Origin of the sequence: Streptomyces sp. NPDC096132, from assembly GCF_044763345.1 — a bacterium.
In the GTDB taxonomy this organism is placed as follows: Bacteria; Actinomycetota; Actinomycetes; order Streptomycetales; family Streptomycetaceae; genus Streptomyces.
Map to the genome: position 1 here is coordinate 63,435 of NZ_JBIWGA010000019.1, position 20,986 is coordinate 84,420.

At 69.6% G+C, this 20,986-nt stretch carries 20 protein-coding genes and 2 tRNA genes; 13 read left to right on the forward strand and 9 right to left on the reverse strand.

Going from position 1 to position 20,986, the window contains the following annotated elements; translation table 11 throughout:
* Positions 1–140: 140 nt before the first annotated feature.
* On the reverse strand, positions 141–689 hold the full coding sequence (locus ACIRF9_RS35985) for a helix-turn-helix domain-containing protein (protein WP_403831036.1): 549 nt from the start codon (positions 687–689) through the stop codon (positions 141–143).
* Positions 690–868: 179 nt separating this feature from the next.
* Here ACIRF9_RS35985 and ACIRF9_RS35990 point away from each other — a divergent pair.
* Positions 869–941 (forward strand) — tRNA-Ala (locus ACIRF9_RS35990).
* Positions 942–1,275: 334 nt separating this feature from the next.
* Here ACIRF9_RS35990 and ACIRF9_RS35995 read toward each other — a convergent pair.
* Complete coding sequence (locus ACIRF9_RS35995) at positions 1,276–1,998, reverse strand: DUF5324 family protein (protein WP_403831039.1); 723 nt, start codon at positions 1,996–1,998, stop codon at positions 1,276–1,278.
* Between the two features lie 233 nt (positions 1,999–2,231).
* Here ACIRF9_RS35995 and ACIRF9_RS36000 point away from each other — a divergent pair, with 233 nt between their 5' ends.
* Together ACIRF9_RS36000 and ACIRF9_RS36005 are read left to right on the forward strand one after the other, a co-directional pair.
* Positions 2,232–2,759 (forward strand): peptidylprolyl isomerase, encoded by a 528-nt coding sequence (locus tag ACIRF9_RS36000; protein WP_403831041.1) that lies wholly within the window; start codon positions 2,232–2,234, stop codon positions 2,757–2,759.
* A gap of 102 nt (positions 2,760–2,861) precedes the next feature.
* On the forward strand, positions 2,862–3,755 hold the full coding sequence (locus tag ACIRF9_RS36005) for a rhomboid family intramembrane serine protease (RefSeq protein ID WP_403831042.1): 894 nt from the start codon (positions 2,862–2,864) through the stop codon (positions 3,753–3,755).
* 254 nt (positions 3,756–4,009) lie between these two features.
* On the opposite strand, the gene crgA is transcribed toward ACIRF9_RS36005, so the two are convergent.
* Entirely contained in the window at positions 4,010–4,264 is a 255-nt protein-coding gene (gene crgA / locus ACIRF9_RS36010) for a cell division protein CrgA (protein WP_403831044.1), read from the reverse strand.
* A gap of 139 nt (positions 4,265–4,403) precedes the next feature.
* On the opposite strand from crgA, the gene ACIRF9_RS36015 reads away from it, so the two are divergent.
* Genes ACIRF9_RS36015 through ACIRF9_RS36040 form a run of 6 tightly spaced genes read left to right on the forward strand, consistent with a single transcriptional unit; the run spans position 4,404 to position 8,603 of the window.
* Positions 4,404–5,171 carry a DUF881 domain-containing protein gene (locus ACIRF9_RS36015; protein ID WP_403831046.1) on the forward strand — a complete coding sequence of 256 codons (768 nt, stop codon included), beginning with the start codon at positions 4,404–4,406 and terminating at the stop codon, positions 5,169–5,171.
* 22 nt (positions 5,172–5,193) lie between these two features.
* A complete protein-coding gene (locus ACIRF9_RS36020) occupies positions 5,194–5,880 on the forward strand; it encodes a class E sortase (RefSeq protein WP_403831049.1) in 687 nt (228 codons plus the stop codon).
* 52 nt (positions 5,881–5,932) lie between these two features.
* Positions 5,933–6,094, forward strand: a complete 162-nt coding sequence (locus ACIRF9_RS36025; RefSeq protein ID WP_390659762.1) for a hypothetical protein — start codon at positions 5,933–5,935, stop codon at positions 6,092–6,094.
* Positions 6,091–6,729: an aminodeoxychorismate/anthranilate synthase component II gene (locus ACIRF9_RS36030; RefSeq protein ID WP_403831051.1), complete on the forward strand. Its 639-nt coding sequence runs from the start codon at positions 6,091–6,093 to the stop codon at positions 6,727–6,729. Before ACIRF9_RS36025 ends, ACIRF9_RS36030 begins: the two co-directional genes overlap by 4 nt.
* Positions 6,726–7,799, forward strand: coding sequence for a class E sortase (locus tag ACIRF9_RS36035; RefSeq protein ID WP_403831053.1), 1,074 nt, complete (start codon positions 6,726–6,728; stop codon positions 7,797–7,799). The genes ACIRF9_RS36030 and ACIRF9_RS36035 overlap by 4 nt, the downstream gene beginning before the upstream one ends.
* Before the next feature lie 51 nt (positions 7,800–7,850).
* Positions 7,851–8,603, forward strand: coding sequence for a class E sortase (locus tag ACIRF9_RS36040; RefSeq protein ID WP_403831055.1), 753 nt, complete (start codon positions 7,851–7,853; stop codon positions 8,601–8,603).
* An 82-nt stretch (positions 8,604–8,685) separates the two neighbouring features.
* Here ACIRF9_RS36040 and pknB read toward each other — a convergent pair whose 3' ends face one another.
* From pknB to ACIRF9_RS36070, 6 genes are all read right to left on the reverse strand, one after another.
* Positions 8,686–10,659: a Stk1 family PASTA domain-containing Ser/Thr kinase gene (pknB, locus tag ACIRF9_RS36045; RefSeq protein ID WP_403831057.1), complete on the reverse strand. Its 1,974-nt coding sequence runs from the start codon at positions 10,657–10,659 to the stop codon at positions 8,686–8,688.
* A gap of 169 nt (positions 10,660–10,828) precedes the next feature.
* A complete protein-coding gene (locus tag ACIRF9_RS36050; protein WP_403831059.1) occupies positions 10,829–12,292 on the reverse strand; it encodes a peptidoglycan D,D-transpeptidase FtsI family protein in 1,464 nt (487 codons plus the stop codon).
* Entirely contained in the window at positions 12,289–13,728 is a 1,440-nt protein-coding gene (locus tag ACIRF9_RS36055; protein WP_403831062.1) for an FtsW/RodA/SpoVE family cell cycle protein, read from the reverse strand. Before ACIRF9_RS36055 ends, ACIRF9_RS36050 begins: the two co-directional genes overlap by 4 nt.
* A gap of 27 nt (positions 13,729–13,755) precedes the next feature.
* Positions 13,756–15,309 carry a Stp1/IreP family PP2C-type Ser/Thr phosphatase gene (locus ACIRF9_RS36060; RefSeq protein ID WP_403831065.1) on the reverse strand — a complete coding sequence of 518 codons (1,554 nt, stop codon included), beginning with the start codon at positions 15,307–15,309 and terminating at the stop codon, positions 13,756–13,758.
* 140 nt (positions 15,310–15,449) lie between these two features.
* On the reverse strand, positions 15,450–15,968 hold the full coding sequence (locus ACIRF9_RS36065; RefSeq protein WP_403831067.1) for an FHA domain-containing protein: 519 nt from the start codon (positions 15,966–15,968) through the stop codon (positions 15,450–15,452).
* Between the two features lie 10 nt (positions 15,969–15,978).
* Positions 15,979–16,851 (reverse strand): FhaA domain-containing protein, encoded by an 873-nt coding sequence (locus ACIRF9_RS36070; RefSeq protein ID WP_403831070.1) that lies wholly within the window; start codon positions 16,849–16,851, stop codon positions 15,979–15,981.
* A gap of 423 nt (positions 16,852–17,274) precedes the next feature.
* On the opposite strand from ACIRF9_RS36070, the gene ACIRF9_RS36075 reads away from it, so the two are divergent.
* The 4 genes from ACIRF9_RS36075 to ACIRF9_RS36090 all read left to right on the forward strand — a co-directional run bounded on the left by ACIRF9_RS36075 (position 17,275) and on the right by ACIRF9_RS36090 (position 20,939).
* Positions 17,275–17,361 (forward strand) — tRNA-Leu (locus ACIRF9_RS36075).
* Between the two features lie 81 nt (positions 17,362–17,442).
* Complete coding sequence (locus ACIRF9_RS36080) at positions 17,443–18,219, forward strand: sensor domain-containing protein (RefSeq protein WP_403831072.1); 777 nt, start codon at positions 17,443–17,445, stop codon at positions 18,217–18,219.
* Positions 18,220–18,481: 262 nt separating this feature from the next.
* On the forward strand, positions 18,482–19,915 hold the full coding sequence (locus ACIRF9_RS36085; RefSeq protein WP_403831073.1) for a DUF2252 domain-containing protein: 1,434 nt from the start codon (positions 18,482–18,484) through the stop codon (positions 19,913–19,915).
* A gap of 226 nt (positions 19,916–20,141) precedes the next feature.
* Complete coding sequence (locus ACIRF9_RS36090) at positions 20,142–20,939, forward strand: hypothetical protein (RefSeq protein WP_403831075.1); 798 nt, start codon at positions 20,142–20,144, stop codon at positions 20,937–20,939.
* The last annotated feature ends 47 nt before the right edge of the window (positions 20,940–20,986 follow it).

The following is a 20,986-nucleotide window of genomic DNA, read 5'->3' on the forward strand; positions in this document are numbered from 1 at the left end:
CCCGTGCGATGTCCCCCGTGTACCCCCGTGGATGTCCCCCGTCGGCCCGGTCGCGTGTCTCCACGTCCCGCGGACCGCAGTCCTCCCCGCTGCCCCTCCCCGTCCGGCGCCGAACCCCCTTCGGACGACGGACCGGGGGTTCAGTTCTGGTGGGACTGGTAGTGCGTGACCGCGTCCGAGGTACGGCCGGCGCCGTACACCCGGAGGAACTCTGCCAGTTCCGGGTGGCTCGGGGCGAGAGTGTCGGCGGCGTCGATGATGTCGCCGGCGGCCGCCACCGAGCGCAGCAGCGACTGGATCTCGCGGACCACCCGCTTGACCGTGGGCGCGCCCGAACTGCTCGTCGTGGTGGTGGTGTTGCTGAGCACGGAGCCCCCTTGCGACCGCTTGATCTCGTCCATCCGCTCGGTCGCCTCGGCGGCGCTGACGCTGCCGTCCGCGACCTGTCCCGCCAAGTCCTGGAGCAGCTGCACCCGCTGCACCACGGCCGGGTTGCCGATCTTCGCCCGCTGACCGCTCATCAGCTGGGACAGCATCGGCGCGGACAGTCCCAGTACCCCCGCGAGACGAGCCTGGTTGAGGCCAAGATCGTCGATGAGCTTACGGAAGAGCGCCCCCAGCGGCTCTCCGTACCAGTTCCGCTGAAGTTCCCGCGCTCTCGCGGTCGCTTCCTGTTGTGCGGCGTCCATTGCGTCTCCCCATCGCTTCCCCAAAACATCCACGGTTCGCTGTAGCGAACCACGTCGAGCATCTTACGGAGAGTGGTCATCCACGGGGACCCCCAATCTTTTTGCGAGATACCCCCGGTGACCCGGTACTCTGGTCCCCGGCGGCCACCGGGACGGGTTCCCGGCCGGACGTCCCTTCCGGGGCCTTAGCTCAGTTGGTAGAGCGCTGTCTTTGCATGGCAGATGTCAGGGGTTCGACTCCCCTAGGCTCCACATCCGGAAAGCCCCTCTGACCTGTGGGAACACAGGTCAGAGGGGCTTTTTCGACGGGCCGGCGGGCAGCCGCGGCCGACCGGCCGGACCGGCGGGCCGGACCCCGGACAGCTGTCCGGGGGGACCCGCGGGGCAGGTCTGCCGGGGTCCGGAGCCGAACTGCCCGTCTTCCCGGGCACGGTGACGCGCACGGGCCCGGCAGGGCGACGGGGCGGTGACGCCCACGGCCCGGGCACGGCGACGGGGTGGTGACGCGCACGGCGACGGGGCGGGAGACGTGGAAGTCTCCCGCCCCGGTGCGCGGTGTATTAGAGGTGGGGTGGGTGGGGTGCGGTCAGCCGCGGTCGTCGTCGCGGTGGGCCTCGTCCTCGGCCTGCTTGGCCTGCACCTCCGGGTCCAGGACGGAGGTGTCACCGCTGCCGTCCACCGAGGTCAGGCCGCTGGGGGGTACCTCCGTGGCCGCGGGCGGTTCGACCAGCCAGTCGGGGTTGGCCTGCTTGTCCCACCACTTCCAGGCCGCGAAGGCACTTCCGGCGGCCGCGCCGAGCACGAGAAGGACCTTGCCGACCTTCCCGGCCCGTGCCCGCCGCCGGTGCCTGCGCACCAGCCTCTCGATCTCCTTCGGCGTCACCTGGCCGCGGAGCGCGGCCAGCGCGGCGACGCCACGGGCCGCGGCCTCGTCCTTGACGGGCCCGGCCGCGGCCACCGCCTGTTCGATCCTCGGCCGGGAGTACTCCGCGGCCTGCCGGGAGTACTCGGCGGCCTGCCGGGCGGCCAGGCGGGTACGGGCGGCCGCGTCGTGCGCGGCCTGGTCGACCTTCGGCGGTACATGCGTCCGCGCCTGTTCCAGCCGGGGCGCGACATGGGTGTCGTACTGGGTGCGGGCCTGCTCGGCGGCCAGCGACACCTTGGGCGCGAGTCGTACTCGGGCTTCGTGCGCGTACTGCGAGGCCCTCTCCTTGGCCGTGTCGGCGTAGGGCGCCACCACTTCCGCGGCGTGCAGCACGCTGTCCTTCGCCGAGCCGGTCGCGGCGCGCACGCTGTCGATGCGGGTCACGGGATCCTCCTCCTCGGTGGCGTACGGTATTTCGACTTTCCACCCTTTTACGGATCATGCCTGCCGACGGCCGACGCGGCACGTGCGGACGGGCATACGGGTGCCGGGCAAGAGCATTAGGGGCGAATAAGGGGCAACAGGACCTTGTCGTCGACAATGCCACGGATCGGCGCCGCCCGCTCCCGTCCGTGCGAGGATCGGGGGATCACACGAGCACAACGGAAGGCACGATCGTGGCCGAGCAGCTCTACGCCACCCTCAGGACCACCAGGGGCGACATCGAGATCCGGCTGTTCCGGGACTTCGCCCCGAAGACGGTCGACAACTTCGTCGAGCTGGCCACCGGCGCGCGCGAGTGGGTCCACCCCGCCACCGGCGAGCGGACCACCGCCCCCCTCTACGACGGCACGGTCTTCCACCGGGTGATGAGCGGGTTCATGATCCAGGGCGGTGACCCGCTGGGCAACGGCACCGGCGACCCCGGCTACCAGTTCGCCGACGAGTTCCACCCGGAGCTGCGCTTCGACCGCCCGTACCTGCTGGCCATGGCCAACGCCGGCCCCGGCACCAACGGCTCGCAGTTCTTCATCACCGTCTCCCCGACGGCCTGGCTCAACCGCAAGCACACCATCTTCGGCGAGGTCGTCGACAGGGCCGGCCAGAAGGTCGTGGACGACATCGCGGCCACCGAGACCAACCCGCGCACCCACCGCCCGCTCAACGACGTGGTCATCGAGTCGGTCGTGGTCGAGAAGCGCTAGTCCGGACACGGCAGGGCCTGTCCGGGGCAGGAACCATTTGCCCCGCTCGTCCGTAAGGATGAGCAGGGCAGATTCCTGTACGACGACGAACTGGGGGAGCCCATGGACCAGGTGCCAGGGAGTCGGCCGGACGACACCCACAGCGGCCCGCCCTCCTGCTACCGGCACCCCGGCCGGGAGACCGGCGTCCGCTGCACCCGCTGCGAGCGGCCGATCTGCCCCGAATGCATGGTCAGCGCCTCCGTCGGCTTCCAGTGCCCCTCCTGCGTCCGCGAGGGCTCGGGTACCGGGCATCCCCCGGCGGCGTCACGGCCGCGCACCCTCGCGGGGGGCTCGGTCGCGGGCGACCCCCGTCTGGTCACCAAGATCCTGATCGGCCTGTGCCTCGCCGTCTTCCTGGTCCAGCGCTCTGTCGGTGACCGCTTCACCGACAGCCTCGAACTGCTCGGCCGGGCGTACGTGCCCGTCCTGGGCGGGGTCGAGGGCATCGCGGAGGGGCAGTGGTACCGGCTGCTGACCCCGATGTTCCTGCACGGCAGCTATATCCACATCCTCTTCAACATGCTGAGCCTCTGGTGGCTCGGCGGCCCCCTCGAACAGGCTCTCGGCCGGGCCCGCTATCTGGCGCTGTACTTCGTCTCCGGCCTGGCCGGCAGCGCGCTGACCTACCTCATCGCCGAACCCAACCAGCCGTCCCTCGGCGCCTCGGGCGCCATCTTCGGCCTCTTCGGCGCCACCGCCGTGCTGATGCGCCGGATGCGTTACGACATGCGGCCGATCATCACCCTGCTGGTGATCAACCTGATCTTCACCTTCGGGTGGAGCAACATCGCCTGGCAGGCCCACATCGGCGGCCTGGTCGCGGGCGTGATCATCGGGTACGGCATGGTCCACGCCCCCCGCGAACACCGCGCCCTCGTGCAGTACGGCACCTGTGCGCTGGTGCTGGTGGCCGTGGTCGTGTTGACCCTCCTGAGGACCGCCCAGCTCACCTGAGCGCACTGTTGTCCACAGTGTGTGGCGAATCTTGTGCACAACGTGCGGGGACTGCGACGCCCCCTGTGATGAGCCTGCGTTTGTGCAGGTCAGACAGGGGGCGAACGAGTTTTCGAGAGGTGGTGACTGCCGGTAGTTAGGTCGTACCGGTGTCAACCTCCAGTGAGTTATCCACAGATCGTCGTTTCTTTTCCCCACTCTGTGGAAAGCGACCTCGGGCCTGTGGATAACTCAGTGAACAACCCTGGGGAGAGCTACTTCCACTGGGTGGAGACGCCGAACCCCGCCGCGATGAACCCGAAGCCGACGACGATGTTCCAGTTGTTCAGGCTGTCGAGAGGCAGCGAACCGTCGGTCACGTAGAAAACGACGATCCAGGCCAGTCCGATCACGAACATGGCCAGCATCACGGGTGCGACCCAGCCGCGGCTGTTCAGCTTGATCGCCGTCGTCTGCTTCGCCGGCGGCGGCGTGTAATCGGCCTTCTTGCGGATACGTGACTTCGGCACGAGGGTCTCTCCTGTCGATGCGCTGCGTGGCCGCGCAGGTACTGGTCGGGCTCGGGGGCTGCGTACTAGGGGACTGCGAGGCTCCCCCGGGCGTCCGTTAGCGTAGTGCTTCTACGGCGCCGAAGGAGATAAGGGTACGTTGAGCAATTCTGCCGACTCCCCCGGGACGGGTTCAACGTCCCGCTTCCGTCCCGTGCGGATGCTCACCGCGGGTGTCTTCGCCCTCGCCGGACTCCTCTTCATCACCAGCTTCAACACGGCCAAGGGCACCAACATCCGCACGGACGCGTCCCTGCTGAAACTCTCCGACCTGATCCAGGAACGCAGTCACAAGAACGGCGAGCTCGACGAGACCAACGCCGCCCTGCGCGAGGACGTCGAGTCGCTGGCCGAAGCCGACGACGGCAGTTCGAGCGCCGAGGACGAGAAGCTCGCGGGCCTGGAGAAGAAGGCGGGCACCCAGAAGGTCAAGGGCAAGGCCGTCACGGTCACCCTCGACGACGCCCCGCCGAACGCCACCGCCAAGCTCCCCGGCTATCCCGAGCCCCAGCCCGACTACCTCGTCATCCACCAGCAGGACCTCCAGGCCGTGGTGAACGCCCTGTGGAAGGGCGGCGCCGAGGGCATCAAGGTCATGGACCAGCGGCTGATCTCCACCAGCGCCGTGCGCTGCGTCGGCAACACCCTGATCCTCCAGGGCCGCGTCTACTCACCGCCGTACAAGATCCAGGCGGTCGGCGACCCGGAGAAGCTGCAGAAGGCCCTCGCGGACTCGCCCGCCATCCAGAACTACATGGTGTACGTCAACGTCTACGGGCTCGGCTGGAAAGTCACCGAGGACGGGACGGTGACTCTGCCCGGCTACTCGGGCACAGTGGACCTGCACTACGCGAAGCCTGTGGAGTAGCGAGTCCTTATCGGAGCCGCCGGTGCGGGTGATCGTCAGGACGTTCAGCGAGCTGTGCATCACCATCGGCGCCGTCATCGTGCTCTTCGTGGTCTACGTGCTGTTCTGGACCGGCGTCCGGGCCGACCGGGCCATGGGCGACCAGATCGACGACCTGCACGAGCAGTGGGACCGGCAGCAGACCGCCGCGCCCACCCCGGGCGCCAGTGCCACCGGCACGCCGTCGCCGGCGCCGTACAGGAGCGGCAAGCCCTTCGCGGTGATGTACATCCCGCGTCTTGGTTTCACGTGGAACAAGCCGGTCCTCGAAGGCACCTCCACCGGCACCCTGAAGAAGGGGCTGGGGCACTACACCGGAACCGCCCGGCTCGGGCAGACCGGCAACTTCTCCGTCGCGGGTCACCGGCGTACGTACGGCGACCCCTTCAAGGACTTCCCCAAGCTCCGGCGCGGGGACGCGGTGGTGCTCACGGACGGTACGACCTGGTTCACGTATCGGATCGACAAAGGGCCCTACAAAACCGTTCCCTCGGACGTCGAGGTGATCGACGCTGTGCCACGTAAGTCGGGGTACACGCGTCCGGGCCGGTATCTGACGCTGACCACGTGCGATCCGGAATGGGGGCACAGTCACCGGCTGATCGTCTGGGCGCACCTCGACTCCACACAGCCTGTGGAGGCAGGAGAACCGACGGCCCTGCGCCGTTAGTCTGGTGGCGTACGGCGTGAGTCAGGTGCCGTGGTGCGACGGAAGGGACGGCATGTACGGCTGGATCTGGCGGCATCTGCCGGGAAACGCCTGGGTGAAGGCGCTGATCTCGATCGTGCTGGCGCTTGCTGTCGTGTATGTCCTGTTCCAGTACGTCTTTCCGTGGGCCGAACCGCTGCTTCCCTTCAACGATGTGACGGTGGACAACCAGTGAGCGCGCGCATTCTCGTCGTCGACAACTACGACAGCTTCGTCTTCAACCTGGTCCAGTACCTGTACCAACTGGGCGCCGAGTGCGAGGTCCTGCGCAACGACGAGGTCTCCACCTCCCACGCCCAGGACGGCTTCGACGGCGTCCTGCTGTCCCCCGGCCCGGGCACCCCGGAAGAGGCCGGCGTCTGCATCGAGATGGTCCGCCACTGCGCGGCCACCGGCGTCCCCGTCTTCGGCGTCTGCCTGGGCATGCAGTCCATGCAGGTGGCCTACGGCGGGGTGGTCGACCGGGCACCGGAACTGCTGCACGGCAAGACCTCGCTGGTGGACCACGAGGGCAAGGGCGTCTTCGCCGGACTGCCCACCCCCTTCACCGCCACCCGCTACCACTCCCTGGCCGCCGAGCCGGAGACCGTCCCGGCCGAGCTGGAGGTCACGGCCCGTACCCACGACGGGATCATCATGGGCCTGCGCCACAGGGAACTGCCCGTCGAGGGCGTGCAGTTCCACCCGGAGTCGGTGCTGACCGAGCACGGCCACCGGATGCTGGCCAACTGGCTGGTGGAGTGCGGCGACCAGGGCGCGGTGGCGAGGTCGGCGGGGCTCGCCCCGGTGGTGGGCAGGGCCACGGCGTGACCGCGCTGCGCCCCGAGCGCGAGGACTCGTACGGCACCGCGCCGTACGAGTCCTTCGGCGGTGACGCGTACGGTGACGCCCCCTATGCCGGTGAGCCGTTTCTGCCGCCGATCGACGAGGAGACGGTGGCGCTGCGGATTCCGGAGCCACCGCCGTCCGCGTTCGGCGGTGAGCCTCTGTCGGCCTCTGGTGCCCCAACAGCCTCTCCAGCCACCGGAACCACTCCGGGTGGCCGCGCGGCCCGCAGAAAGGCCGCCAAGGGCCGCCGTGGGCGTCATGGCGGCCATGGCGGCCCCGGTGTGGGGTCCGTCGATGCCTCCGACCCGTCCGTCGCGCCCTCGCAGGACGAGCGGCCGCTGTCCCGGATGGAGGCCCGCCGGCAGGCCAAGGCGCGCAAGCCCAGCGCGGCGGTCGTCGCCAGCCGGGCCGTCGGGGAGGTGTTCATCACCACGGGCGTGCTGATGCTGCTGTTCGTCAGCTACCAACTGTGGTGGACCAACGTGCGGGCGCACGCGCAGGCCAGCAAGGAGGCGAACAGCCTCCAGGACGACTGGGCGAGCGGCAAGCGCAACCCGGGCACCTTCTCCCCCGGGCAGGGCTTCGCGATCCTGCACATCCCCAAGCTGGACGTCGTCGTGCCGATCGCGGAGGGCGTCAGCAACAAGAAGGTGCTCGACAAGGGCATGGTCGGGCACTACGGCGAGGGCGCGCTCACCACGGCCATGCCCGGGGACAAGACCGGCAACTTCGGGCTCGCCGGGCACCGCAACACACATGGCGAACCGTTCCGGTACATCAACAAGCTCGAAAAGGGCGACGACATCGTCGTGGAGACGCAGGACGAGTACTTCGTCTACAAGATGGCGTCCTCGCTGCCGGTCACCGCGCCGAGCAATGTCAGCGTCCTCGACGCCGTGCCGCCGCAGTCCGGATTCACCGGGCCGGGCCGCTACATCACCCTCACCACCTGTACGCCGGAGTTCACCAGCAAGTATCGGTTGATCGTCTGGGGCAAGATGGTCGAGGAACGGCCGCGCAGCAAGGGCAAGCCGGATGCGCTCGTCCAGTAGGAGCCTTGGGTAAGGGCCCTGCGCAAGGGCTTCGAGTAAGGGCAGAGGTACGTGGCAGCGACCACCGGCGACACCGAGCAGGCACAGGACACGGACACGCTTTCGGAGGCTCCCCGGCGCCGAGGCGGCGGGCGGATCGCCCTCGCCGTCAGCGTCTTCGGCGAACTCCTCATCACGGCGGGCCTGGTTCTGGGCCTGTTCGTCGTCTACTCCCTGTGGTGGACGAACGTCATCGCCGACCGTCACGCCGACCAGCAGGCCGACAAGGTGCGCGACAACTGGTCCCAGGAGGACACCGGGCCCGGCGCGCTCGACACCAAGGACGGCATCGGCTTCCTGCACGTGCCCGCCATGAAGAACGGCGAGGTCCTGGTGGAGAAGGGCACCTCGACGGACATCCTCAACGAGGGCGTCGCCGGTTACTACACCGACCCCGTCAAGGCCACGCTCCCCACCAGCGGCAAGGAGGGCAACTTCACCCTCGCCGCCCACCGCGACGGCCACGGCGCGAAGTTCCACAACATCGACAAGCTGGAGAAGGGCGACCCGATCGTCTTCGAGACGCGGGACAACTGGTACGTCTACAAGGTCTACGCCGTCCTGCCCGAGACCTCGAAGTACAACGTCGAGGTCCTCGGACAGATCCCGAAGGAGTCCGGCCGCAAGAAGGCCGGGCACTACATCACGCTGACCACCTGCACGCCGGTGTACACCTCGCGCTACCGGTACGTGGTGTGGGGCGAGCTGGAGCGGGTGGAGAAGGTGGACGCGGACCGGACGCCGCCCAAGGAACTGCGCGACTGACCCGGTTCCACGAGAACACGCGCAGGGGCCCGGCACTCTTCCGAGTGCCGGGCCCCTGCGCATCGACCGGTGAGGTCAGCGGCTAGCCGCCGGTCTGTCCGAAGACGGTTCCGCCGTTGTTGCCGCCGTTGTTGTTCCCGTTGTCGAACGCGACCAGATTGACCGTCGTGCCCCGGTTCACCGTGCTGCCGGGGCTCGGGTCCGAGCTGAAGACGGTCGCGTTGTCGTCCTGGGAGCCGGTGATGTTGCCGACGTTCAGACCCGCGTCCTGCAGCGCCTTCTTGGCGTCCTTCAGGCTCTTGCCCTGGAGGTCCGACGGCACCTGGGTCTGGCTGCTCTTGCCGACCTGGATCGTGACCGTGGAGCCCTTGTCGACCTGGGAGCCGATCTGGGGGCTGGTCGAGATGACCTTGCCGATCTGGTTCTGGTCCTGGGTGTCGACCTCGACGCAGTTGCCGGTCAGGTTGTTCGCCTGCATCTGGGCCTTGGCCGCCTCACAGCTCTGACCGGAGACGTCGGGCACGGTCGCCTTCTCCTCGGCCTTGGCGATGGTGAGGGTGATGGTCGTGCCCTTCTCCACCTCTTCGCCGAGCTTCGGGTCCTGCTCCAGGACGGTGCCGGCCTCCTCCGTGGAGGTCTCTTCCTTCGTCTTCACCTCGAACTGGTACTTGTCGTCCTCGAGGATCTGCGTGGCGTCGTCGACGTCCTTGCCGAGGACACTCGGCACCGCCACCTTCGGGGCGCCCGTGGACACCACGAGGTTGACCGCGGACTGCTTCTTGACCTGGGTCTTGGGGTCGGGGTCCTGGTCGCAGACCTGACCCTTGGGCGTGTCCTCGCAGGCCTTCTGCGTGACCTCACCCACCTTGAGGTCGATGTTGGACAACTGCTGCCGGGCAACGGCCTCGGTCTGGCCGAGCACGCTGGGCACGGCCACCGTCTCGTTGCTCGCGTTGTTGCCGCCGAACGCCCACTTGCCGATCAGGATCGCGCCCACCAGCACCAGCACGGCCGCCACGACCAGCAGGATCGTCGAGGTGTTCGACTTCTTCTGGCGGCGCCGGTCGGGGCGGTCGTCGTAGCCGTAGCCGTCGTCCGGGCCCATGGGCGGCAGCATCGAGGTGGCGCCGGCGTCCGCGGAGCGCAGGGCCGTGGTGGCCTGGTCGTCGCCGTAGCCGTAGCCGACCGAGCCCATCGCCGCCGTGGCCGCGACCGGCTGGCCGTCGAGGCAGGCCTCGATGTCGGCGCGCATCTCGTCGGCGGACTGGTAGCGGTAGTTCGGGTCCTTGACCAGCGCCCGCAGGACGATCGCGTCCATCTCGGGGGTGATCTCGGGGTCGAACACGCTCGGCGGCTGCGGCTCCTCGCGGACGTGCTGGTAGGCCACCGCCACCGGGGAGTCGCCCACGAAGGGCGGGCGGACCGTCAGCAGCTCGTACAGCAGGCAGCCCGTCGAGTACAGGTCCGAGCGGGCGTCCACCTGCTCGCCCTTCGCCTGCTCCGGCGAGAGGTACTGGGCGGTGCCGATGACCGCCGCGGTCTGCGTCATCGTCATACCGGCGTCGCCCATCGCGCGGGCGATGCCGAAGTCCATGACCTTGACCTGGCCGTTGCGCGTCAGCATGACGTTCGCCGGCTTGATGTCACGGTGCACGATGCCGCTGCGGTGCGCGTACTCCAGGCCCTGGAGGATGCCGATGGTCATCTCCAGTGTCCGCTCCGGCAGCAGCTTGCGGCCGGAGTGGAGCAGTTCACGGAGCGTGGAGCCGTCGACGTACTCCATGACGATGTACGGGATCGAGACCCCGTCGATGTAGTCCTCGCCCGTGTCGTAGACCGCGACGATCGCGGGGTGGTTGAGCGAGGCGGCCGACTGGGCCTCCCGGCGGAACCGGGCCTGGAAGGAAGGGTCGCGCGCGAGGTCCACGCGCAGCGTCTTCACCGCCACGGTGCGGCCGAGGCGGGTGTCATGCGCGAGGTAGACCTCCGCCATGCCACCACGACCGAGCACATGGCCCAGCTCGTACCGGCCGCCGAGGCGACGCGGCTCTTCCATAGCTACCTACCAGCCCTCTCCGTCGGTCCCGACCGGCACAGGTGTGCGGTCGAAGGCTGCCGTCCGGGCATACCGTACCCGGACGGCGGTCAGTGACCTGGCCAAGCCCGTCACCCGATGCAGGACCGGTATCGCAACGTGCACCGATGTGCAGGCAACGTGATGGGGGTCACTTCTTGCTGTCGATGACTGCCTTCATCACGCTCCTCGCGATCGGTGCGGCGAGACCGCCGCCGGTGATGTCGTCACGGTTGGCGGCGCCGTCCTCGACGACCACCGCCACGGCCACCGGCGAACTGCCGTCGGACAGCTTCGCGTACGAGATGAACCAGGCGTACGGCTTCTCGCTGTTCTTCAGGCCGTGCTGGGCGGTACCGGTCTTGCCGCCCACGGTGACGCCGTCGATCTTCGCGGCCGTACCCGTACCGGTCTTGACGACCGTCTCCATCATGTCCTGGAGCTTCTGGGCGGTTTCCCCGGAGACCGCCTGGGACAGCTCCTGGGGCTCGGTCGTCTCCAGGGTGTCCAGGTTCGGGGCCTTGAGCTCGTCGACCATGTACGGCTTCATCAGCTTGCCGTCGTTGGCGACCGCCGAGGCGACCATGGCCATCTGCAGCGGGGTGGCGCGGTTGGAGCCCTGACCGATGCCGTCCAACGCGTTCTGCGGCTGGTTGTCCTCGGGGTAGACGCTCTCCGCGGCACGGACCGGGGTGTCCAGTTTGGCCTCGTTGAAACCGAACTTCTCCGCCTGCTCGATCATCTTCGCGTTGCCCACGTTGTCGGCCATCTTCGCGAAGACGGTGTTGCAGGAGACCCGCAGCGCCTCGCGCAGGGTGGCGTTCTCGCAGTCGCCGTGCTCGTTGGTGAGGGGGGTGGTGGACTGCGGCAGCTGGAACGGGTCCGGCGTCTTGGTCGCGTCGTCGATGTCCGACACCACGCCGTTCTCCAGCGCGGCGGCGGCCGTGACCACCTTGAACGTGGAGCCCGGCGGGTAGGTCTCGCGCAGCGCGCGGTTCAGCATCGGGTCGTCGGGGTTGTTCTCCTTCTTGACCGCCAGCCACGCCTCCTGGTCCTTGTCGGAGGACCCGGCGAACTTCGAGGGGTCGTACGACGGCGTGGAGACCAGGGCCAGGATCTTGCCGGTGGACGGGTCGATCGCGGCGACGGCGCCCTTCTTGCTGCCGAGGCCGTTGTAGGCGGCCTTCTGGGCGGCGGCGTTGAGGGTGGTGACGACGCTGCCGCCCTCCTTCTCCTTGCCCGTGATCATGTCCAGGGTGTTGCGGAAGAAGAGCCGGTCGTCGTTGCCGGAGAGGATGCCGTCCTCGAGCTTCTCCAGCTGGTTGGCGCCGAAGGCCTGCGAGGAGAAGCCGGTGACCGGCGCCCACATGGCGCCGTTCTTCCAGGTGCGCTTGTACTTGTAGTCGCCGGTGGTCTCGACCGAGCCGGTGATGGCCTTGCCGTCGACGATGATGTCGCCGCGCGGGGTGGAGTAGCGCGTGATGTTGACGCGGCGGTTCTTCGTGTCGCTGGCGAGGCTGTCCGCCTTGACGTACTGCAGGTAGTTGTCGCGCAGCAGCAGCGTGAGGACGAGAAGGCCGCAGAAGATCGCGATCCGGCGCAGGGGCTTGTTCATGACGGGCGGACCACCTGGGTCATCTCGGCGTCGGGGTTGGAGGCGGGGGCCGGGGCCGGGCGGCGCGCGGTGTCGCTGATCCGGATCAGGATGCCGATCAGTGCCCAGTTGGCGATGACGGAGGAACCGCCGTACGCCAGGAACGGCATCGTCATACCGGTGAGCGGGATGAGGCCCATCACACCGCCGGCGACGACGAAGACCTGGAGGGCGAAGGCGCCGGAGAGGCCGATGGCGAGCAGCTTGCCGAACGGGTCGCGGGCGGCGAGGGCGGTGCGCACGCCGCGCTCCACGATCAGGCCGTACAGCAGCAGGAGCGCCATGATGCCGGCGAGGCCCAGCTCCTCGCCGAAGGTGGCGAGGATGAAGTCGGAGTTGGCGGCGAACTTGATCAGCTCGGAGTGGCCCTGGCCCCAGCCGGTGCCGAGGGTGCCGCCGGAGCCGAACGCCCACAGCGCCTGCATGGCCTGCTCGGAGTGACCGATGACGCCGTCCTGGGAGAGCTTGTACTCGCCCATCGGGTCGAGCCAGGCCTGGACGCGCTGCTGGACGTGGCTCTCGAACTGGGCGACGCCGACCGCGCCGACCGCGGACATCAGCAGACCGAAGACGATCCAGCTGGTCCGCTCGGTGGCGACGTACAGCATGATGACGAACATTCCGAAGAACAGCAGCGAGGTGCCGAGGTCCGTCTCGAAGACGAGGATCAGGATCGAGATCAGCCAGACCACGATGATCGGGCCGAGGTCGCGGCCGCGCGGCAGGTACAGGCCGAGGACACGGCGGCTGGCGAGGGCGAGCGCGTCGCGCTTCACCATCAGATAGCCGGCGAAGAAGATCGCGAGCACGATCTTCGCGAACTCACCGGGCTGGATGGAGAAACCGGCGACGGAGATCCAGATCTTGGCGCCGTAGATGTTCTGGCCGAGGCCGGGGACGAGCGGGAGCAGCAGCAGGAAGACCGCGCCGACCATGGAGATGTAGGTGTAGCGCTGCAGGACGCGGTGGTCCTTGAGGAAGATCAGCACCACGATGAAGAGCGCGATGCCCATCGCCGTGTACAGCAGCTGCCGGGGCGCGGCCGTACCGGCCTGCTTGATCTGCTGGAGCAGCTTCGACTGGTCCAGTCTCCAGATCGCGACCAGTCCGAGGCCGTTCAGCAGGGTGGCCAGCGGCAGCAGCAGCGGGTCGGCGTACGGCGCGAACTTGCGTACGACGAGATGGGCGACGGCGGCGAGCAGGCCGAGTCCGAGGCCGTAGCTCAACAGGCCGGCCGGCACCTGGTCGTTGATCGCGAGGCCCACGTTGGCGTAGGCGAACACCGGGATGACGACGGCGAACACCAGGAGCGCGAGCTCGGTGTTGCGCCGGCTCGGGGCGCCGATCGAGCCGATCGTGGACGTGTGATGCGTCGGCGAATTCGTAGTACTGCTCATGATGTGACAGGGCCTCTCACGGCTTGCCTACTGCTCACCGCACCGCGAGACGACCTTCTGCTCTTCCTCCGAGAGAGTGGGGCCGGGGCTGGGAGTGGCGGTCGCGGACGGGGACGGGGACGACGAACCGGACGGCTGGCTCGCGTTCGGGGTCGGGCTCGGTGAAGCCTTGGACGTGAGGGACGCGGGAGTGGTTCCCGTGCCGCCGGCGGCCTGGCCGGAGCCGGTCTTCGAACTGGCCGTGGTCTTCGTGGCATCGGCCTGCGTCTGCTTCTTGCACGCGGACGCCTGCACCGACAGTTCCTCGATCTTCTTCTGGGCGCTGCCCAGGCTGCCCTCGGGGATCGTGGCCTGGACCTGCTTCTGCTGGTACTCCGGGAGGTACTTGAGTTCGATCTCGGGGTGGTCCTTCTCCACCTTCGAGAGCGAGACCCAGGCCAGGTCCTGGCTGATGCCGCGGTACAGCGCGAGGTGCTCGCCGTTGGTGCCGACGTAGTACTGCGTCTGCGTCCAGCGCCAGCCGCCGTAGAGGCCGCCGCCGATGACGGCGAGCGTGAGAGCGCTGTAGAAGGATCTCTTCAGCCACTTGCGGCCCTTGCGGGGCTTGACGAAGTCCTCGTCCGAATAGTCGAGGGAGCCCGCGAAGCCGCCGGTGGGGATGAAACCGGTCACGTCGCCGGAGCCGGGCGGGCCGAACTCGCCCCCGCCGCCCTGGCCGTGGGAGCGGCGGCCGAGTCCGGAGGCGCGGCCGGCCGGGGTCTGCATGATGCCGTTGTCGTGCAGCTGGTGCTGGTTCTCGGCGACGGCGCCGACCACGACCGGGGTGTCGGAGAGCTGTCCGGCGAGGGTGTCGCCGGTGTCCAGGTCGAGGACGTCGGCGACGATCACGGTGATGTTGTCGGGGCCGCCGCCGCGCAGCGCGAGCTGGATCAGCTCCTGCACGGTCTCCTGCGGGCCCTGGTAGCTGGCGAGGGTGTCCTCGAGGGTCTGGTGCGACACCACCCCGGACAGACCGTCGGAGCAGATCAGATAGCGGTCGCCGGCCCGGACCTCGCGGATCGACAGATCGGGCTCGACGTGCTCGCCGCTGCCCAACGCGCGCATCAGCAGGGAGCGCTGGGGGTGGGTGGTGGCCTCTTCCTCGGTGATGCGGCCCTCGTCGACCAGCCGCTGCACCCAGGTGTGGTCCTGCGTGATCTGGGTCAGTACGCCGTCCCGGAGCAGGTAGGCGCGCGAGTCGCCGACGTGCACCAGACCGAGGCGCTGGCCCGTCCACAGCAGGGCGGTGAGGGTGGTCCCCATGCCTTCGAGCTGGGGGTCCTCCTCGACCAGGGCGCGCAGCTGGTCGTTGGCGCGCTGGACGGCGGTGCCGAGCGAGGTCAGCACGTCGGAGCCGGGGATGTCGTCGTCGAGGGCGACGATGGTGGAGATGGCCTCGGAGGAGGCGACCTCACCGGCGGCGGCGCCGCCCATGCCGTCGGCGATGGCGAGCAGGCGGGGACCGGCGTACCCGGAGTCCTCGTTGCCCTCCCTGATCATGCCTTTGTGCGATCCGGCGGCGAAACGCAGTGACAGACTCATGCCCACCTCGCCCGTCGGCCCCGGGTACAGCCGGTCGTGTCGAGCCACACTGCCCACCCTCCGGTCGGGAGCGCGCCGGGGGCCGGGGTGCCGGCCGCCATGGCGTGCTCGCTCCGCTCGCGCTCAGTCATGATGTAGCACTACTTCCGCAGCTCGATGACGGTCTTGCCGATACGGATCGGCGCGCCCAGCGGGATCGGCGTGGGGGTCGTCAGCCGCGTTCGGTCGAGGTACGTGCCGTTGGTGGAGCCCAGGTCCTCGACGATCCACTGGCCGTCGCGGTCCGGGTAGATCCTGGCATGCCGGCTGGAGGCGTAGTCGTCGTCCAGCACGATCGTGCTGTCGTGCGCACGGCCCAGGGTGATGGTCTGGCCCTGCAGCGCGACGGTCGTGCCGGTGAGGATGCCCTCGGACACGACGAGCTTGGTCGGGGCGTTACGGCCCCGGCGGCCGCCGGCGGCGGCGGGCTGCTGGCGCTGCTGCGGGGGCGCCTGCTGGCGCTGCGCCTGCTGCGGTCGTCCCGCTTCCCGTCGCGAGCCGCGCTGGGTGACGCGCGTACCGAACAGGTCGCTGCGGATGACCTGTACGGCCACGATCACGAACAGCCACAGTACGGCCAGGAAACCCAGCCGCATGACCGTGAGGGTCAGCTCTGACATTGCCCCCGCTTCACCCTTCGGCTTGCCTATAGATAACGGTGGTGCTGCCCACGACGATCCGCGAGCCGTCGCGGAGCGTAGCGCGGGTGGTGTGCTGCCCGTCCACCACGATGCCGTTGGTGGAACCGAGATCCTGGATCGTCGAGGGCGAACCGGTCCGGATCTCACAGTGCCGGCGGGAGACGCCGGGGTCGTCGATCCGCACGTCGGCCTCGGTGGAACGGCCCAGCACGAGAGTGCCACGGGAGATCTGGTGGCGGGTGCCGTTGATCTCGACCCAGTGGCGGGTGCGCGACCCGGGCGCCGGAGCGCCGGCGAGGCCGCCGCCTCCCGCGCCGGGGCGCTGGGCACCGGCGGCGGGCGGGTAGCCGTAGCCGCCGGCGCGTCCGCCGCCGGGCGGCGGCGCGGACGGCATGGGGGGCGCGGCGGGGGCGCCACCGGCGGGCGGGTAGCCGTAGCCGCCGGGACGCTGGCCGCCGCCGGCCGGCGCGGGCGCCTGCTGGCTGCTGGAGGAGGCGAGCGTACGGCTGCGCACCCGGTACAGACCGGTGTCGAGGTCGTCCGCCTTCTCCAGGTTGACCTTGATCGGCCCCATGAAGGTGTAGCGCTGCTGCTTGGCGTAGTCGCGCACCATGCCGGCGAGCTCGTCGCCGAGCTGGCCGGAGTAGGGGCTGAGGCGCTCGTAGTCCGGCGCGCTCAGCTCCACGATGAAGTCATTGGGTACGACGGTCCGGTCTCTGTTCCAGATCGTCGCGTTGTTGTCGCACTCGCGCTGGAGCGCTCCCGCGATCTCCACGGGCTGGACCTCGGACTTGAAGACCTTCGCGAAGGTGCCGTTGACCAGACCCTCGAGACGCTGCTCGAACTTCTTCAGGACTCCCATGGGGCACCTCCTCCGTCGTGACCTGCGTCCCGTGTCCTGCTGCCTACCTGGTACTGCTTACTGATCGTATCCACGCGCCGGTGAATCGGCTGGTTCCCCCTGTCGGCCCCGTCGACGCGATGTCGACGCCTCTTCCGTACCTGCTTCCGTACCTGTTTTCTGCCCAGGATCGTAGAGGCGGCCGACGACCAGTGTCCCGCACCTGACTGTGGACCTGGTCCGGCTCCTGGGGAGACGGTCGCCATAGGTACGAGGTTGATACGTGAACCAGTCACCGCCGAGACGTACGAGGTTGCCGACGGGCTCTCCACGTGACCTGTGCCCCGGATAAGGGATGTGAACGCACCCTGCCCTGCGTGCTAATGTTCTGCATGTCGGAAGGCGGAGGGCCGAAAAGCCCACAAGCCCGAGGACACACCCAATGCGCGGGTGGCGGAATAGGCAGACGCGCTGGATTCAGGTTCCAGTGCCCGCAAGGGCGTGGGGGTTCAACTCCCCCCTCGCGCACCAGCCGGAAGCCCCCAGGTCTCAGACCTGGGGGCTTCCGCGTTTCCCGGCCGGGCGCTCACGATCACTCACGAGACGCTCACCGTGTGTGAGGAACGTCTCAGGGAGTGCACAGGGGTCGGGCCGCCCTTCGACGTGGGGTGGAGCGGGGGACATGACGGCCCAGGCGGGCGGGCCACGGGGCGGCTGGCCCTCGCCGCGGCCATGGCCTTCGGCACCTGTCTCTTCGTCACCGTGCTGCTCATCACGCTCGCCGTCGTCGGGGCGTGGCTGCTGCCCGAGACGGTGCTGCTGCTGCGGCGGATCGCGGGCGCCGAGCGAGGTCAGGTCGCCGCCTGGACGAGCCGGGAGATCCCCGAGGCGCACGAACCGCTCACCGGCCCGCTGCGGGAGCGGCTGCGCACGGCCCTCCGCGACCCCGGCACCCTCGCCGACCTGCGCTGGATGGCCGCCCACTACGTCTACGGCCGGCTGGTGCTGCTCGCGCTGCCGCTGTGGCCCCTCGCCCTCCTCGTGGACGGCGTGGGCAGCGGACTGCTGGGGCGTGTGGCGCGCGTCCTCCCGTTGATCGTGCGGCTGGCGGACACGGAGGCCCGCTGGTCGACCGCGCTGCTGCGGCCGTCCCCCAAGGCGCGGCTCGCCGCCCGGGTCCGGGCGCTGACCGAGACCCGCGCCGACGCGATCGCCGCGCACGGCGCCGAGCTGCGCCGTGTCGAACGTGATCTGCACGACGGTGCCCAGGCCCGACTCGTCGCCCTGTCCCTGCGGACCGGGCTGGCCCGGCGGGCCTTCGACGGCGACCCGGACACCGCCCGCCGGCTGTCACCAACGCGGCCAAGCACAGCGGTGCGCCGCGCGTGACCGTCGAGTTGGAGCGGCTGCGCATCGGGCTGCGGGCGGTCTAAGGGAGCACGGTGAGGGCTGGTTTCACGGTGGGTGGTGAGGGCTGGCTTCAAGGTGGGTGGTGAGGGCTGGTTTCACGTGAAACATGCAGGGTGGGATTCCGAGGGGAGTTGTCCACAACCTCCGGGTTGTCCACAGGGGCTGACGCGACCAGGCTTGTGGGCTGTACGGTCGGCTCGAATTGATCGATACGGATGTGTGTGCGGGGGAGGCGGTCGCGGTGACCGAGGTCGAGGCTGGTTCAGTGGTCGGCGGTGCGCGCCGGCTGCCCCACGTGCGTGGATTCGCCGAGCGGTCCACGGCGGGGGCCGAGTCGGCCTCGCCGAAGGAGCGGGGCAAGGCGCTGCGCGACCGGGTGCCGCGGGCGGCGCACGCCGTGCTCGATCTGGACCCCTCCCGCCCGGACGCGGTGATGGCGGTCGAGGAGTCCAACCAGGGCCGGATCCCGGAGCTGGCGCCGATAAGGGTCGGCCGGATGGCGGCCACCCCGTTCGCGTTCCTGCGCGGCTCGGCCGGCCTCATGGCCCATGACCTGGCCCGCACGCCGATGACCCGCGTCCGCGCCCAGATCTGCGGTGACGCCCACGCGGCGAACTTCGGCCTGTACGGCGACGCCCGCGGCGGCCTGGTCATCGATCTCAACGACTTCGACGAGACGGTCGACGGCCCCTGGGAGTGGGACCTCAAGCGCCTCGCCGCCTCTCTGGTGCTCGCGGGCCGGGAGGCCGGCGCCGACGAGGACACCTGCCGTCAGGCGGCCCACGGGGCGGCCGGTTCCTACCGCCGCACCATGCGCCTGCTGGCGAAGCTGCCGGTGCTGGACGCGTGGAACGCGATCGCCGACGAGGAGCTCGTCTCCCACACCGACGCCCACGATCTGGTGGGCACGCTGGAGCGGGTCTCGGAGAAGGCGCGGGCCAACACCAGCGGGCGCTTCGCGGCGAGGTCGACCGTGGTGACCGAGGACGGCGGCCGCCGTTTCGTCGACGCCCCGCCGGTGCTGCGCCGGATCCCCGACGGGGAGGCCGCGGCCGTGGCGGTGTCCCTGGAGCCGTACCTGGCCACCCTCTCCGAGGACCGCCACCCCCTGCTGTCCCGCCACGCGGTGCACGACGTCGCCTTCCGCGTCGTCGGCACGGGCAGCGTGGGCACGCGCTCGTACGTCGTCCTGCTCCTGGACCACCGGGGCGAACCGCTGATCCTCCAGGTGAAGGAGGCCCGCCCCTCGGCCCTGGTGCCGCATCTGCTGACCGTCGGCTTCGAGACGCCGGGCGTCGACCACGAGGGTCGGCGGGTCGTCCTGGGCCAGAAGCGGATGCAGGTCGTCAGCGACATCCTGCTGGGCTGGACGACGGTCGAGGGCCGGCCCTTCCAGGTACGGCAGTTCCGCAACCGCAAGGGCAGCGTCGACCCGGCCGCGCTCGCCGCCGACCAGATCGACGACTACGGCCGCATGACCGGCGCCCTGCTGGCCCGCGCGCACTCCCACAGCGCCGATCCGCGGCTGATCGCCGGCTACTGCGGCAAGAACGAGGAACTCGACGAGGCGATCGCCACCTTCGCCGTCACCTACGCCGACCGCACCGAGGCGGACCACACGAACCTCGTCACGGCGGTGCGTGCGGGGCGGATCGCGGCGGAGACGGGGGTGTGAGCGCCAGTACGCCTTCTCCGGCAAGGGGTGCGTGAAGGGCGTCAAGCCGGGTGAGGCCCGCCGCACCGGGGACGGCGACATCGAGATCCACTTCGGCCACCACTGAGATCGCCTGTCGGCCGGGCACGCTGACGGTGGTCTGACGGGATCTGGACACAGAGTGGGTGGCCGTGGACTGTCCGGAGGCACGGGGCTAGCAGCCGCGGCCTTGGCCTAGGCTGGTCGGGTGACGACCCCCGAAGCTGAGCAGCCGCGGCCCGAGGAGCGGCTGGAGCAGGCCGTGCGGGCCGCCGAACAGGCGTTGATCGAGTTCGAGATCGCGGTGGAGACCTTCCGCGTCGAGGTCGAGAACTTCTCGCGGCTCCACCATCAGAAACTCGGCCCGATGTACGCCCGGCTCGACGAGCTGGACGCGCAGATAGCCGAGGCCAGGGCCGCCCGCACCGGCGATCCCGAGGATCTGCGCAAGGCGCGGGAGGCGCGGGCCCAGGTGCAGCCGATTCCCGGGGTCGAGGAGCTGTTCCACGGGTGGATGGACGGGGGCGGACTGTTCCCGGAGGCCGCGGCCATGCTCACGGACCAGTCGGTGCGGCCCCCGGAGCGGGTGCGGCCCAGCGAGGAGGCCCGCAAGCTCTACCGCGAGCTGGCCCGCAAGGCCCACCCCGACCTGGCGCAGCAGGACGAGGAGCGGGCGCGGCGTGAGGAGTTCATCACCCGCGTCAACGCCGCCTACGCCCGCGGCGACGAGGCCATGCTGCGGGAGCTGGCGGAGGAGTGGGCGGCCGGCCCGGCGCCCGCCGAGCGTCGCCCGACCCCCAGCGAGGAGCTCTACGCCCGCCTGGAGTGGCTCGCCGAGCGCAAGGAGATGCTCACGCTGGTCGCCCGGAACCTGGAGGACAGCGCCATCGGCTCCATGCTGCGGATGGCCCCGGACGACCCCGACCGCCTCCTGGACGAGATCGCCGAGCAGCTGCTGGCCGACCTCGCCGCGAAGGAGACGGAGCTGGCGCAGCTCGTGGGATAGCCGCTCCCGTCGTGGCGCGCGGCGTTTCGGGTAGCGTCGGTGCCATG

Excerpts from the sequence above, each read along its gene's own strand:
- ACIRF9_RS36060 (WP_403831065.1), bottom strand. The coding sequence starts at position 15,309 with ATGAGTCTGTCACTGCGTTTCGCCGCCGGATCGCACAAAGGCATGATC.
- ACIRF9_RS36005 (WP_403831042.1), top strand. The coding sequence starts at position 2,862 with ATGGACCAGGTGCCAGGGAGTCGGCCGGACGACACCCACAGCGGCCCG.
- ACIRF9_RS36065 (WP_403831067.1), bottom strand. The coding sequence starts at position 15,968 with ATGTCAGAGCTGACCCTCACGGTCATGCGGCTGGGTTTCCTGGCCGTA.
- ACIRF9_RS35985 (WP_403831036.1), bottom strand. The coding sequence starts at position 689 with ATGGACGCCGCACAACAGGAAGCGACCGCGAGAGCGCGGGAACTTCAG.
- ACIRF9_RS36070 (WP_403831070.1), bottom strand. The coding sequence starts at position 16,851 with ATGGGAGTCCTGAAGAAGTTCGAGCAGCGTCTCGAGGGTCTGGTCAAC.
- ACIRF9_RS36025 (WP_390659762.1), top strand. The coding sequence starts at position 5,933 with ATGTACGGCTGGATCTGGCGGCATCTGCCGGGAAACGCCTGGGTGAAG.
- ACIRF9_RS36050 (WP_403831059.1), bottom strand. The coding sequence starts at position 12,292 with ATGAACAAGCCCCTGCGCCGGATCGCGATCTTCTGCGGCCTTCTCGTC.
- pknB (WP_403831057.1), bottom strand. The coding sequence starts at position 10,659 with ATGGAAGAGCCGCGTCGCCTCGGCGGCCGGTACGAGCTGGGCCATGTG.
- ACIRF9_RS36055 (WP_403831062.1), bottom strand. The coding sequence starts at position 13,728 with ATGAGCAGTACTACGAATTCGCCGACGCATCACACGTCCACGATCGGC.